The organism is Mesorhizobium sp. WSM3859 (assembly GCF_002295065.1).
Lineage (GTDB): Bacteria > Pseudomonadota > Alphaproteobacteria > Rhizobiales > Rhizobiaceae > Mesorhizobium.
In genome coordinates, this window is record NZ_NSGG01000007.1 from 221541 (window position 1) to 235553 (window position 14013).

15 protein-coding genes are annotated in these 14013 nt (G+C 63.5%); 7 read left to right on the forward strand and 8 right to left on the reverse strand.

Annotated elements, in window-relative coordinates; translation table 11 throughout:
- Positions 1-235 precede the first annotated feature (235 nt).
- On the reverse strand, positions 236-895 hold the full coding sequence (locus tag CK230_RS17365) for an alpha/beta hydrolase (RefSeq protein WP_245429960.1): 660 nt from the start codon (positions 893-895) through the stop codon (positions 236-238).
- Positions 896-1100: 205 nt separating this feature from the next.
- On the opposite strand from CK230_RS17365, the gene opgC reads away from it, so the two are divergent.
- Positions 1101-2306 (forward strand): OpgC domain-containing protein, encoded by a 1206-nt coding sequence (gene opgC, locus CK230_RS17370; protein WP_095818360.1) that lies wholly within the window; start codon positions 1101-1103, stop codon positions 2304-2306.
- Positions 2307-2426: 120 nt separating this feature from the next.
- Here the strand turns inward: opgC and CK230_RS17375 are convergent, their stop codons facing one another.
- Complete coding sequence (locus CK230_RS17375) at positions 2427-3506, reverse strand: LacI family DNA-binding transcriptional regulator (RefSeq protein WP_095818361.1); 1080 nt, start codon at positions 3504-3506, stop codon at positions 2427-2429.
- Positions 3507-3681: 175 nt separating this feature from the next.
- Here CK230_RS17375 and CK230_RS33140 point away from each other — a divergent pair, with 175 nt between their 5' ends.
- Entirely contained in the window at positions 3682-3825 is a 144-nt protein-coding gene (locus CK230_RS33140; protein ID WP_095818362.1) for a hypothetical protein, read from the forward strand.
- A gap of 58 nt (positions 3826-3883) precedes the next feature.
- On the forward strand, positions 3884-4021 hold the full coding sequence (locus CK230_RS33145; protein ID WP_095818363.1) for a hypothetical protein: 138 nt from the start codon (positions 3884-3886) through the stop codon (positions 4019-4021).
- A gap of 13 nt (positions 4022-4034) precedes the next feature.
- Here CK230_RS33145 and CK230_RS17390 read toward each other — a convergent pair whose 3' ends face one another.
- Complete coding sequence (locus tag CK230_RS17390) at positions 4035-4409, reverse strand: DUF423 domain-containing protein (RefSeq protein WP_095818364.1); 375 nt, start codon at positions 4407-4409, stop codon at positions 4035-4037.
- Positions 4410-4444: 35 nt separating this feature from the next.
- The gene (locus CK230_RS17395; RefSeq protein WP_095818365.1) at positions 4445-5692 is read right to left on the reverse strand and encodes an MFS transporter; all 1248 of its coding nucleotides are present in this window, start codon (positions 5690-5692) and stop codon (positions 4445-4447) included.
- Positions 5693-5811: 119 nt separating this feature from the next.
- Between CK230_RS17395 and CK230_RS17400 the strand changes: the two genes are divergently transcribed.
- Positions 5812-6477, forward strand: coding sequence for a GntR family transcriptional regulator (locus CK230_RS17400; RefSeq protein ID WP_095818473.1), 666 nt, complete (start codon positions 5812-5814; stop codon positions 6475-6477).
- A gap of 123 nt (positions 6478-6600) precedes the next feature.
- Positions 6601-7572 (forward strand): glycosyl transferase family 90, encoded by a 972-nt coding sequence (locus CK230_RS17405; RefSeq protein ID WP_095818366.1) that lies wholly within the window; start codon positions 6601-6603, stop codon positions 7570-7572.
- A 14-nt stretch (positions 7573-7586) separates the two neighbouring features.
- On the opposite strand, the gene CK230_RS17410 is transcribed toward CK230_RS17405, so the two are convergent.
- A complete protein-coding gene (locus tag CK230_RS17410; RefSeq protein ID WP_095818367.1) occupies positions 7587-8630 on the reverse strand; it encodes an aldo/keto reductase in 1044 nt (347 codons plus the stop codon).
- A 267-nt stretch (positions 8631-8897) separates the two neighbouring features.
- Between CK230_RS17410 and ppk2 the strand changes: the two genes are divergently transcribed.
- Positions 8898-9818, forward strand: coding sequence for a polyphosphate kinase 2 (gene ppk2 / locus CK230_RS17415; RefSeq protein ID WP_095818368.1), 921 nt, complete (start codon positions 8898-8900; stop codon positions 9816-9818).
- 46 nt (positions 9819-9864) lie between these two features.
- Here the strand turns inward: ppk2 and CK230_RS17420 are convergent, their stop codons facing one another.
- Positions 9865-10509: a dihydrofolate reductase family protein gene (locus CK230_RS17420; RefSeq protein ID WP_095818474.1), complete on the reverse strand. Its 645-nt coding sequence runs from the start codon at positions 10507-10509 to the stop codon at positions 9865-9867.
- A 175-nt stretch (positions 10510-10684) separates the two neighbouring features.
- The gene (gene phaZ / locus CK230_RS17425; protein WP_095818369.1) at positions 10685-11893 is read right to left on the reverse strand and encodes a polyhydroxyalkanoate depolymerase; all 1209 of its coding nucleotides are present in this window, start codon (positions 11891-11893) and stop codon (positions 10685-10687) included.
- Positions 11894-12002: 109 nt separating this feature from the next.
- Between phaZ and CK230_RS17430 the strand changes: the two genes are divergently transcribed.
- Positions 12003-12701 carry a glutathione S-transferase gene (locus CK230_RS17430; protein WP_095818370.1) on the forward strand — a complete coding sequence of 233 codons (699 nt, stop codon included), beginning with the start codon at positions 12003-12005 and terminating at the stop codon, positions 12699-12701.
- 163 nt (positions 12702-12864) lie between these two features.
- Here CK230_RS17430 and hemB read toward each other — a convergent pair whose 3' ends face one another.
- Entirely contained in the window at positions 12865-13896 is a 1032-nt protein-coding gene (hemB, locus tag CK230_RS17435) for a porphobilinogen synthase (RefSeq protein WP_095818371.1), read from the reverse strand.
- Between the last annotated feature and the right edge of the window lie 117 nt (positions 13897-14013).

Consider the following 14013-nt stretch of genomic DNA (forward strand, 5'->3'; position numbering starts at 1 on the left):
AACAGTATCTCGATAGACAGTCTGTAACAGACATATGTCGGCGCTGTGGACAATGAAAGGATTCAGCGCCGGCAACCGTGAAACAGGTTACTTTTCAACCACTCAGCCGGGCTGCTCCGCTTCATCCCGCGCTGCGAAGAGCTCGCCTGCTACCGGGCAGGCAGCCATGCGTCGCTTTTTGAAAACGGCCTTGACCTGTTGATTGCCGGCATCGAAGCCCGGCTGGCGGGCACGGTCAGGCCATCGCGATAGACGCTGCCAGCCATTGCCGCACGATCGCCGCGTCCGCATCGCCGAATTCATGGCCCGAGGCAACGATGCGCGCGTCGACTTCGGCGCGGCGCTCGCTGAACAGCGTCACCAGGGCAGGCGCGAACGGGCCATAGGTCTGGTCGGCGGCGCCGGCGATGACCAGCACACGCGTTCCGCCGAGATCTGTCATTGGCGAAGTGTCGAGCACCGGCATCGCTCGTAGAAGCGCCGCCTGCCGGACCAGGCCGGGATGGAGCAGCATCAGGCTGGAGACAACGTTGGCGCCGTTCGAATAACCAAGGAAGGTCGCGCGCCGCAAGTCGAGGCCATGGCACTCCGATACCTCCACGGCGAATTCAGCATAGGCGGCGGTCTCCTCGCGGATGCTGGTCTGTTCGAAACTTGTCGGCGTGATTCGTTCGAACCAGCGGAAGCCATCGTCCTGGGGGATGCGCCCGCGCGCGGCAACCAGCGTTGCGTCAGGCGCGACCTTGCTTGCAAGCGGGATGAGCGTCGTTTCGTCCACACCCGATCCATGCAGCACAAAAAGGCATTTGCCGGTCGACTTTGCCGGCGTCACCACCCGGTAGCGAAAGCCAAGATCGTCGTGCAGGATATTGTTTTCGTCGCTATATTCGGACACGCTCACATCCATTTGATTCCATAAGAGATTTGGTGATTTGCCGGCTTCAAAACGGAATATTTTCGCGCTCCGCGAAAGTTGATTGAACTAGGCGCATTTCAGTCCGTTTCAGCGCCGATACACCTCCTCGTGGGAGGAATCGAAGCGGTGCGCCCCGGGGGTCGCATTGCTGGCAATGAACAACCAGCTTTGAGGCCTTTTGTCGATGACCACCCTTGTTTCCAACGAACGTGACAAGCGAGGCGGGGACACACGTATCCGTGACACACGTATCGACGTGCTGCGCGCGCTGGCGTTGCTCACCATCTTTGTCGACCATGTGCCGGGCACGGTCTTCGAGAACTGGACCTACAAGAATTTCGGCTTTTCCGACGCGGCCGAAGCTTTTGTGCTGATCTCCGGCATCTCGGTGGCGCTGGCCTACGGCACTAAGTTCAAGCCGGGCAGTCGACTGCTCGCGACCTTGAAGATGTGGCGGCGCGCCGGCGTGCTCTACATCTCCCACATCGTCGTCACGATGGCGGTGATCGCGCTATTTTGCGCTGCCGCGGTGTTCGCGCACCGGCCGGAGATGCTGACCATGATCAACATCGAGCCCTTGATGAAGAACACGCCGCAGGTGCTGCTCGGCATCGTCACGCTCGGCCATCAGCTCGGCTACAACAACATCCTGCCCGTCTATGCGGCGCTGCTTCTGGCGGCCCCGGCTTTCGTGCTATTCGTCAGCTATCGGCCGGTGCCGGCGCTGATCGTGTCCGGCCTGCTCTGGCTCGTCGCCGGCATCTGGCAGATCGCGCCGTTGAACTACCCCGAGCCTGGCCTCTGGTTCCTCAACCCGCTTTCGTGGCAGTTCCTGTTCAACATCGGCCTAGCCGCCATGCTTCATGTGAAACGGGGCGGGCGGATCCCGGTCAATCCGTGGCTGCTGGGTGCTGCCAGCATCTATGTGGTCGCTGCGGCGATCTGGGTGCACAGCCCGCTCTGGGGCCAGATCACCTGGTTCAACCTGCCGGTGGTGATCGGCGGCTTCGACAAGACGTTCCTGTCGCTGCCAAGGCTGTTGCACATCCTGTCGGTCAGCTATCTGATCGTTGCGCTTCCGGCTGTGTCGAATCTCTTCCGCGTCCGGCCCGACAATCCGCTGGCCATCCTGGGCAAGCGCTCGCTGCCGGTGTTCATCGCCGGCACGCTGCTTGCCATGGCGGCGCAGGTGCTGAAGCTGATCAATCCGGGTGGCCCGGCTTACGATACGCTGCTGATCGCGGCCGGCATCGCCATGCAGTTCGCGCTTGCGCTTTATCTGGAATGGCTTGCCGGGCTTGGCCCGTCCCGCGCCAAGTCGGTGCGCGAGGAAGCTCCGCCCAGGCCGTTCGGCGCGCACCCGGTGCCGGCGAGGGCGGGTGGATACTGAGGCAATTCCAGGAAAAGTGTGTGCGGTTAGGCTCGGCGACTTCGCCGTAGCCTTCTGTCCGGAATCGCTTAAAACAAGGAGTTAGAGCGTTTCGCCGTTTCCGTGAAACGGTGAAACGCTCTAACCTTTGCGGGCCGGGCCGGTCGAGGCTCTGACGATCAGCTCGACACCCATCGTCTCGCGCCGCACTGCGCCGTCATGGTCGAGGATCATGCGTGCGGCGCGGCGGCCGATCTCGGTGATCGGCTGGGCAATCGTGGTCAGCGCGGGCGAGCACAGCGCGCCGTCCGGCACGCCGTCGAAACCGACGATCGAGACATCCTGCGGTACCTTGAGGCCCCGCGCTTTCAGCCAGTCGATCGCGATCAGGGCCATGCGGTCCGACATCGCCAGGATGGCGGTCGGCGGTTCGTCCCTGGCGAAGATCGCCTCGAGGCCGGCTCTGGTGCTTTTTTCCTCATTCTCGGTCTCGTAGACCGGGATTTTCGTCGTATCGACGCCGAAGCGGGCAAGCTCCTCGAAATAGCCGGCAAGGCGATCACGTGTTCCGGTGTACAGCGCGCCGCGCACGATTTCCGGCGTGGCGAAGCCTGTGCGGTTGTCGGCGAAGGCCAGCGACAGCACCGCGAACCGGCGATGGCCGAGCTCGGCGAGGTGACGGGCGGCGAGCCTTGCGCCCGCGACGTTGTCGACGCCGATGGCCGAGACGGTCTCATCCTGGAAACCGAGCTCCAACGCGACGAAGGGCAGCTTTCGTTCGCGCGTGAGGTCGACAAGGCGCGAGCCGCCTTCGATGCAGAACAGGATGAAGCCGTCGACAAGCGCGCTCTGGATGTTCCAGGCAAGCTTCTCCTGGTTGGCGGCCGACACCAGCGCGATGCCGGCGCCGGTGGCGTCGCAGGCTTCGGAAATGCCGGCCATCATGACGCGCGCGAACGGATCGTCGAAGAAGTAGGAGAGGGGCTCGGTGGTGGCGACGCCGATGGCGTTGACTTTGCCGGCGCGCAGCAGCCGGCCTTTCGGATCCGGGCCGGCATAGCCCATCTGCTCCGCCACCGCCTTGACCCGCTCGCGCACTTCGGCGCGCACGATCTCGGGACGGCTGAAAACATTGGAGGCTGTGCCATGCGAGACGCCGGCGGCCCTGGCGATGTCCGCCAGCCTGATCGGCCTTGCCTGGCCTTCGAGGAGTGAAGCCATGTCGTTCCTCCGAATCCGGTCACAGGGACGACCATGACCGCTGAATTGTCGCCGGTCATCTAACATTTTTGTTGGATCGATTCAAATTTTCGCTTGACGACACGTGACTGAGGTCTATGATTTGAATCGATCCAAGTCCGTTTCGTGTGAAGCGGCTTTTTAGTAGGAGGATGCCATGCATCCGGTGAGCTACTTGTTCGAAGACATCTACCGCAACGATTGGGGCATCGCCTCGGCCGCCGCCAGCGAGAAGCGGCGCGGCAGGATGGGTCCCTGGCGCCGCGAGCCGGGCTTCCTTGTGGAGCGTAAACGCGGCTGAGCGGCAACCATTTTTCGCGTCCAAGTATTGGATCGATTCAAGCTAAGGAGAAACAGCCATGCATCCGATTGGTCACCTGTTTCAGGACATCTATCGCAACTACTGGGGCATTACGCCCGGAGCCGAGGAGCCCGAACGTCGCCGCGCCGACGGCCTGCCTGCGCGCAAGCGCAAGCGGCGTGCTGGCGGAAAATAGTGGCCGGAATAATCTACGGCCGCGAGGGCCACAGCGCCGAGGCGGCGATCGCCACCCAGCCGGCGATCAAAAGGGTGCCGCCGATCGGCGCCGACATCGGGAACAGCCGCGAACCGAGAAAGTCGCGGGCGAGCAGATCGCCGCAGAACAGCAGCAGGCCGGCAAGCAGCGCAAGGCTGGCGATCCTGAGGCAACGGTTGCCGCCGGCAAGGCCGATGGCAAGAAAAGCCGGCGCATGCATCAGCAGGAAGTTGGCGGCAATGCCGGTAAAGGCGCCGCCGCGATGCGCGGCGGCGGCCGAAAGCGCCACGCCCGCCGCGCCGACGAGGCCTGCTGCCAGCACGAGAACGCGGCTCCCGCCGTCCGATGCTTGCCCGGTGAGGCTCATCCTGGATGCTCCATGGCGGTTGTGCGGAAGGCCGATCAGGACTCGCCGGCCTCCAGCAGCATATGCCGCGCGCGCCTCGATTGGACAATCCAGTTGTAGGCAGCACCAAGCGCCATCAGCACCGCTGTGCCCAGAAACACCGACCGCATGCCGAAATGGCCGCCGACAAAGCCGCCCAACAGCGGCCCTGCGACCTGGCCGACATATTGCGCCGAGATCGCCAGGCCAAGCACGTTGCCGCCGACGCCATCCGGGATGTTGTGGCGGATGACGCTGGTGATGCAGGGCAAGAGACCGCCCAGCGCCAGGCCCATCAGGAAGCGCAGCCCGATCAGTTGCCAGCCATTGGTGACGAAGGCTTGCGGAATGAGCAGCAAGGCCGAGACGGCAAGGGCGCCGACCACGACGTTCCAATGGCCGACGCGGTCGGCAAGCTTGCCAAGCCAAGAGGAGGACAGGATTGTACCGAGCGCGGCCGCCGACATGACGACGCCGGCGACCATGGTCACCTTGCTCTGGTCCTCGACGAGTTGCTGCACGTAGACGGTGATGATCGGCTCGATCGACATGGTGGCGAAGGCGAGCAGCATGCCCGTGGCCAGCATGGCGACGATCGGCCGCTTGTCGGGGATCTGCGACCAGCCGCTTTTCGGTTTCGCCGCCGAGACCGGCTTGGGCACCGGCGGGTTCTCCTTGATCAGGAAAGTCGTTGCCAGGAACGCCAGGAAGATGACGGCGCCGGACAGCAGGAAAGTCGCGCGGATGCCGATCAGCGGCGGCAGCAGGCCGCCGAGCAGCGGTCCGACCAGCGAGCCGGCGGTGATGCCCGCCGCCAGCACGCCCAGCGCCCAGCCCGAACGCTCCTTCGGCGTCTGCATCGCCACCAGGATCGTGGAACCCGACGAATAGCCGCCGGCAAAGCCGATCAGCAGCCGAAGCAACACCAGTTGCCACACGCTCTGCACCATGCCGGTCAGCGACATGCAGATCGCCATGCCGAAAGACGCGCGCACCAGCATCAGCTTGCGGCCGTAGCGGTCGCCCAGCCGGCCCCACAAGGGCGCGACCAGCGCCGCCGCGAAGAAGGTGGCGCCATAGGCGATGCCCGACCACTGCACGATCGCCGCGTGGCCTTCGGCGCCAAGCTGCTCGACGTAAAGCGGCAGGAACGGGAGAAGCAGCGTCATGGCGATCAGCGTGCTGAATGAGCCGGCGAAGCAGACGGCAAGGTTGCGCCGCCAGTGGATGTTGTAGCCGCCCTGCTCGGAAGATTTCTCGTCCATGTCCTGCCTACCGGTGGTCCGGGTTGTCGTGGATACCATTTTGGTATACCAAATTGGTATCCGTCATGAACCCCAAGCTTGCCGCTGTCAATGCGGCTTTGAAAAAGGTGGGACGACAAATGTCGCAGATGCAAAATGTCGAAAGGCAGCTTCGCGAAATGATCCTCGGCCTGGAGATCGGCCCGGGCGAAAGGCTGACCGAACGCTGGATCGAGAGCCGTTTCGGCGCTTCGCGCACGCCGGTGCGCGCCGCGCTGCTGCGCCTCGAAACCGAAGGGTTGATCGGTCGCGATGGCCGTGGCTGGACGGTGGCGCCGATCAACCTGGCCGAACTCGGCCAGATCGCTGTCTACCGCGAGGCGGTCGAAGTCGCGGCGGTCCGCCTGACGGCGGCGCTTGAAGACCGCAGCGGTATCGATGTGATCGCCGCTATGCTTGATTCCTGCGATGCGGAGACGCCGCGCGAAGAGTGGCATCGCGTCGGAATGGATTTCCACATCGAGCTGGCAAGGCTTTCCGGCAACGAGTTCCTATTGAGGGCCGTGCGCGATGCGATGACGAGGCTGTCGCGGGCACGCTGGCTGGAAGTGCGGGACGAGAAGGCGCTCGGCCGCGCCTGGGCCGAACATCACGCCATCCTCGCCGCTGTCAGGAGCGGCGATGCCGAAGAAGCGGCGCGGCTGCTTTCCGATCACATTGCCGGCAGTCGCGACCGGCTGGTCGCCTCCTTGCATGACGACCGGCGCGGTTTGCGCGCACGCGGATTTGCGGTGGTCGCGGCTTGAGGCTGAACATACATGCTGCGCCAGCAGCACTGGCGGGCTTGCAACATGGCCGGGAGAATGCTGTAGGAGGTCAGGGGGATGAAGGCCGACTACCACTGACCACCTCGCTGAATTCTCGGACGCATGGCCACACTCTCTCGAACCGCCTCGAAGCTGTTCTACTACGCGCGCAATTTCGCGCGTAACCGCGCACCGCAATCGCTGTTTCGCGATCGCCTGGCCGGCCGGCTCGAGCAGGCCAGGCTTTCAGGCAAGTCGGTTCGCGAGCGGCTGAACTACTATAACAAGCTGGAACAGCCGTTCGCGCCCAGTCCGGACGCGGTGGCCGTCGGCAAGCTGCCGACCGATCCCAGCATGTATTATTACGACCTCAAGGAGTTCGCTCGCTACTTCGATCCCGGCCTGCTGATCGATTTCGAATTCGGCGATGTCGTAGGGGTCCCGGAGATTCCGAGGATCGTCAAGGACCGGCCCATCGGCGAGGACAACGCCAATGGCGTGCTGATGAAGCTGAACAAGTTCCGCCACTTCTACATGCCGCCCGACAGTCAGCCTTTCTCGGCCAAGCGCCCGATGGTGGTCTGGCGAGGGCATCTCAATAATCCGCTTCGCACCCGCTTCGTGGAAAAGGCCGCCGACCTGCCGTTTTGCGACGCGGGTTCCCACAAGCCCGACGCGCCGGACGGATACCGCAAGCCGTTCCTGAACATCGAGCAGCAGCGACAGTATCGCTACATCGTCTCGCTCGAAGGCAATGACGTCGCGACGAACCTGAAATGGATCATGAGCTCCAATTCGCTCTGCCTGATGCCGCAACCGACCTACGAAACCTGGTTTGCGGAAGCCAGGGTCGAGCCCAACGTCCATTATGTGCCGCTGCAGCCGGATTTCTCCGACCTTGTCGACAAGGTGGCTTACTTCGAGAAACACCCGGCCGAGGCGGAACGGATAACCGCTGCGGCCAATGCCTATTGTCGCAAATTCGATAATGAGCAGGACGAGCAGGCGATCTCGCTGCTCGTCCTCTACAAGTATTTCGTGCTGAGCGGGCAGATCAAGAGAGACGCGGAAGTCTGGCGCTTTATCGCCGGCTAGGCGCTCATAGCACTCTAAACATGCGAGCGCTCGAGCACCTTGTCGGCCGGTCCGAACCGGTCCCTGGCGGTGAACTGCTGGTGCCAGTAGGGATAAAGCACCGGCGGCCGGCTGACGGCGTCGAGGCGTTGCAGCTCGTCTTCGGTGAGGGAAAGGCTTGCCGCGGCCAGATTGTCCTTGAGCTGCGTCTCGTTGCGGGCGCCGATCACCAGCGAGCTTACGGCAGGACGGCCGAGCAGCCAGGCAAGCGCCACCTGCGCGCCCGAGACGTCGCGCGCCTTGCCGATCTCGTTGAGCACGTCGACGATGCGCCACAGGCGGTCCTCGTCGCGGATCGGTGGTTCCTTCCAGCCGCCAAGCTGGCGCGCGGTAGGGCTGTCGCGATGATATTTGCCGGAGAGCAGGCCGCCGGCCAGCGGGCTCCAGACCAGCACGCCAAGGCCCTGGTCGACTGAGATCGGCAGCAATTCATATTCGGCCTCGCGCGCTTCCAGCGTGTAGTGGATCTGCTGGGTGACGAAACGGGCCTGATGGCGGCTGTCGCTCACGGCAAGAGCCTTCATCACCTGCCAGCCTGACCAGTTGGAGCAGCCGATATAGCGGATCTTGCCCTGGTTGACCAAAGTGTCGAGCGCCGCGATCGTCTCCTCGACCGGGGTGAGCCCGTCCCACTGATGGACGAAATAAATGTCGATGGTATCGGTCTTCAGCCGCTTCAGGCTCTTTTCGCACTCGCGGATCAGATGGTGCCGCGACAGGCCCTCGTCATTCGGGCCCGTGCCGATGCGCATGCGCGCCTTGGACGCGATCAGCACATCGTTCTTGCGCTTGCCGCCGAGCGCCTCGCCGATGATCTCCTCCGACAGGCCGTTCGAATAGACATTGGCGGTGTCGATGAGGTTGATGCCGGCATCGATGCAGGTATCGATGATGCGCCTGGCTTCCGAAAGATCGGAGTTGCCGACGGCGGCGAACGGACCCGTTCCGCCGAAGGTCATGGTGCCGAGGGTCAATGTCGAAACCTTCAGTCCGGAACGGCCAAGGGTGCGGTATTCCATATCGGGTCCTCGCGATTTGTTTTGGGGAGGCGCCGTGGTGGGCGCGGGAAAGAGGCGAGGGGATTTGTAGGACAATTCCGGCCGCTTGTCGCCCCGCTATCGATACGGGCCGATCACATATCTTCTATCGATGCTCGGCTGAGGTCGCCTTGCAATAAAACCGTCATTGCGCCTCTGTATCTCAGTCGGCTTACGGAGTGGCGTGCCCGGCCGGAGCCGCGGCGCATTCCGAAGCGATGATGGGCTGACAGGCGACGGAGCTGCGCGATGAATGAAGTGAAACCGAATTCCGGGGCGAAGGACTGGCTGGAAGCCGAGCTCGAGGACACGCTCGACGAGGACTACGAGCTGGAGATTTCCGAACCGGCGCTCTCGCTCGAGATCGCCAAGATCTACAAGAAGTCGCATCCGCCTTCCATCGAGCGGATGACCTACTTTCGCGAACTGCTGAGGCTCCAGTCCGAACTGATCAAGCTGCAGTCCTGGGTCGCCTACCACAAGAAGAAGCTGGTGGTGATCTTCGAGGGCCGCGACTCCGCCGGCAAGGGCGGCGTCATCAAGCGCATCACGCAGCGGCTCAATCCGCGCATCGCCCGTGTCGTGGCGCTGCCGGCGCCGACCGAACGCGAGAAGTCGCAATGGTACTTCCAGCGCTACGTGCCGCATCTCCCGGCGGGTGGCGAGATCGTGCTGTTCGACCGCTCCTGGTACAACCGCTCCGGCGTCGAGCGGGTCATGGGTTTCGCCGACCAGAATCAGGTCGAGGAGTTCTTCCACGACGTGCCGGAATTCGAGCGCATGCTGGTCCGGTCCGGCATCACGCTGGTCAAATACTGGTTCTCGATCACCGACGAGGAACAGCAGATGCGCTTCCTGATGCGCATCCACGATCCGATGAAGCAGTGGAAGCTCTCGCCGATGGACCTGCAGTCGCGCGTGCGCTGGGAGCAGTACACCAAGGCCAAGGAAGAGACCTTTGCCCGCACGAACATCCCGGAAGCGCCCTGGTTCATCGTCGAGGGCAACGACAAGAAGCGCGCGCGGCTGAACTGCATCGATCATCTCTTGCAGCAATTGCCATATGAGGAGGTTCCGCACGAGGAGATCACACTGCCGGAGCGCGTCTTCAACCCGCAATACGAGCGCCAGGTGCTGCCGCGCGAGCTCTACGTGCCGGAGAAGTATTGAGACGGTGAAGCTGCGATCTCCCCCACGAGGGGGGAGATTACGCTCGTTACACCCGCCCGATCATCACATGCGTGGCATCGGCCGTCGCCACCTGGCCGGTGCAGCGGTATCCCAGCTTCAGCATGTCGAGGCCTGCAAAGAGGTGCTCGCCGGATCCGAGCAGGATAGGCGAGATCGCGAGATGCATCTCGTCGATGAGCTTCTCCTCGAGATATTGCCGGACGGTCGAGACGCCGCCGCCGACACGCACATCCTTGCCGCCCGCCGCCGCCTTCGCCTGTTCGAGCGCTGAGCGGATGCCATCGGTGACGAAGTAGAAGGTCGTCCCGCCTTCCATCTCGATCGGCGCGCGCTTGTGATGCGTCAAAATAAAGGTCGGCACGTGATAGGGCGGGTTGGGACCCCACCAGCCCTTCCAGTTGTCGTCCGGCCATGCGCCGCGGCTCGGCGCGAACATGTTGCGGCCGAGGATCCAGGCGCCGACATTCTCGAAGCTGCGCACGGCGAAATCGTCATCGGTATCCGTTGTCCCGCCTTCCTTGCCAATCATCTGGTAAAACGAGCGGGTCTTGATCATCCACTTGTGTAGATCTTCGCCGCCTACACCGAGCGGGTTGTCGAGGCTCTGATCGGGACCGGCGCCGTAACCGTCGAGCGACAGGGTGAAAGCGTTGACACGCAGCCTGGACATCATTGGCCTCCTGATCCAGTTGTAATTTGCAATCGGTCAACCGATAGCTCAACCAGTTGCGAATTGCAAGCGGTTGGGTGGCAGCATCGCGCTCGGCGGCACGATCCAGGTTTATGGATTTGACTTGAGGAGGCGGGCGGCCACGGCGCCGGTTCGCTCGTCCGCGCGCCTCTCGCTATTCCATCGCCAGGATGAGGTTGCGCACCACAGGATAGATTTCGCGTTCCCAGCGCTTGCCGTTGAAGACGCCGTAATGGCCAACATTGGCCTGCAGGTGATGCCGCTTCAGATGTGGACGCAGCGAGCGGCACAGATCATGCGCCGCCGAGGTCTGCCCCAGCGCGCATATGTCGTCGCGTCCGCCCTCGACGGTGAGCAGCGCCGTGTTGCGGATCGCGCCGGGGTCGACCTTGCTGCCGCGGAAGGTGAACGCGCCTGTGGCAAGCTCCGCCTTCTGGAACACCCGGTCGATGGTCTCGAGATAGAATTCCTCGGTGAGGTCGAGCACCGCGAAATACTCGTCGTAGAAAGTCTTGATCTTCTCGGCTTCGGCGGTCTCGCCGGCCGCCAGATGCTCATGGAGCTTGCGATGAGCCGTGACGTGGCGGTCGCTGTTCATGGCCATGAAGGCGGCGAGCTGCAGGAAGCCCGGATACACCCGCCGCCCGCCGCCGGGGTGGCGGAAGGGCACATGGGAGATGACGTAGCTCTGGAACCAGGCCAGCGACTTGCTGACGGCGAATTCGTTGACTTCGGTCGGGCTTTCGCGCGGGTCGATCGGCCCCGCCATCAGCGTCATCGAGCGCGGCGTCGCCGGATGCCTGTCCTCGGACATGATGGCGACGGCGGCGAGCGCCTGGACGCAGGGCTGGCAGACCGCCAGGATATGCGCTCCAGGGCCGATCGCCTCCAGGAAACGGATGAGGTAGTCGACATAGTCGTCCACGCCGAAGCTGCCGTCCGAAAGCGGCACGTCGCGGGCATTGGCCCAGTCGGTGACATAGACCTCGTGGTCGGCGAGCAGCGTCTCCACCGTGCCGCGCAGCAGCGTCGAGAAATGTCCCGACAGGGGCGCGACCACCATGACCTTCGGCTGGCGGACGTCGATGTCCTTGGCAAAACGCAGCAGCTTGCCGAAGGGCAGGGCGAGCACCGTTTCGACGGCGACCGGCACCTCGCGGTTGCCGACCCGGACAATCCCGATGCCGAAATCCGGGCGCGTATGGGTGAGCCTGAAACGGGCGATCATCTCCAGCCCGGCCGCGATGCGCCGTTTGGCGGCGTCGCCGAGCGCCATCGCGCCCGTCGCCGAGCCCATCAGTTCGGCAAGCATGCGCGCCGGAGCTATGAGGTCGTCCTGGAGCTGGTAGGCCTGGTAAAGCATTGCGCCTCGTTCCGCTGACAGCCCATCGTGCAGTGCAAAAAAGCTAGTGCAATTTATTTTGCATTGCGAGAGGATTGTTGCCGGCGAAAGGCTTGGAGGGTTTCACGACATGGCCAAGGCGGCGAAGGTGGTTGCGGCGAAGCCGGAAAGCGCGGCGAAGGCGACGTTGACGATCTCGTCGAAGAACTACTCGTCCTGGTCTCTGCGCGGCTGGCTGCTGTGCCGCATGGCTGGTTTGGAGTTCGAGGAGAAGCGCGTCGACATCGATGATCCGGAGCAGCGGCAGGAATTGCTGCTCCTGTCGCCATCGGTGTTGGTGCCGCGCCTGACGCATGACGGCGTCACCGTATGGGATACATTGGCCATCGCCGAATACCTTGCCGAGACGATGCCGCGCGCCGGCCTGCTGCCAGCCGAGCGCGTGGCGCGCGCCCATTGCCGCGCGGTGTCGGGCGAAATGCATTCGGGTTTCCACAATCTGCGCTCGGCACTGCCGATGAACCTCAAGGCCAGGCACAAGAGCTTCAAGATCTTTTCCGGCGCGCGGCCCGATGTGGAGCGGATCAAGGCGATCTGGTCGGAATGCCTGGCGACCTATGGTGGACCGTGGCTGTTCGGGGCATGGCCCACAATGGCCGATGCCATGTATGCTCCGGTCAGCACCCGCTTCCGCACCTACGCGGTTGACCTCGAGGCGCCGCTCGCCGCCTTCTGCGAGACGGTTTTCGCCTGGCCGCTGATGCGGGAATGGACGCAAGGAGCGCTCGCCGAGCCAGAGGAGATCGTCGAGCTGGAGGTGGAATTCTGACGGCCCGGGCAGTGGCGCCGCTTGCCGGTTCGGCAGCCTGGAGCGTTTCACCGTTTCACGGAAACGGCGAACCGCTCTGTCTCTCTGCTTGATGTAATTCCGGACGGAAGGCTGTGACGAAGTCGCCGAGCCTAACCGCTCACACTCTTTCCTGGAATTTGCGTTAGCCCTTCAGCAACTTCGCCACGGTCGGCGCGAAATAGGTCAGCACGCCGTCGCAGCCGGCGCGCTTCAGCGAAAGCAGCGATTCAAGCATCGCCTTCTCGCCGTCGATCCAGCCATTGGCGGCGGCTGCCTTGATCATCGAATATTCGCCCGACACCTGATAGGCGAAAGTGGGCATCCCCAGCTCGTCCTTCAGCCGGCGGATGATGTCGAGATAGGGCAGGCCGGGCTTCACCATCAGCATATCCGCGCCCTCGGCGAGGTCCTGCTCGGCTTCGCGCACCGCCTCGTCGGAATTGGCGTGGTCGATGTAATAGGTCTTCTTGTCGCCCTTGAGCAGGCCGGCGGTGCCGACCGCCTCGCGATAGGGGCCGTAGAAGGCGGAAGCGAACTTCGTCGCGTAGGACATGATCGCCACGTCCTGGAAACCGTTGGCGTCGAGCGCGTCGCGGATGGCGCCGATGCGGCCGTCCATCATGTCGGAAGGCGCGATGATGTCGGCGCCGGCGGCGGCCTGGATGACGGCCGCGGCCGCGACCTGCTCGACCGTTTCGTCATTGACGATGATGCCGTCGCGCAAAATGCCGTCATGGCCGTGGCTGGTGAAGGGGTCGAGCGCGGCATCGGTAATGATGCCGATCTCCGGCACCGCGTCCTTGATGGCGCGCGTCGCGCGGTTGATGACATTGTCGGGGTCGAGGATATGCGAGCCGGTCTGGTCGCGCAGCGCAAGCTCGACATTGGGGAAGGTGGCGATCGCCGGGATGCCGAGCTTGGCCGCGCGCTCCGCTTCCTTGACCGCGAGATCGATGGTCAGGCGATAGACGTCGGGCATGGCGGCGATCGGCTCGCGCGTGTTCTTGCCGTCGATGACGAAGATCGGCCAGATCAGGTCGTTCACCGAAAGCTGGTTCTCCTGCACCAGGCGGCGCGACCAGTCGGCCTTGCGCATGCGCCTGAGCCGCCGGCTGCCGGTGATCTCGTCGACGCTGCGCGCGCCGGCAGGCTTTGCGGGGGTGAATTTGTTCATCGCCGAAACTCTCTTTTGCGCCGGCTTTTACCACGCGTCTTAGCCGCTGACCAATGCGACACGATTGTGCCAGGGACGAAGCGCGAGGTTCCTCGCCCCGCCACAGGCGGGGGAGAG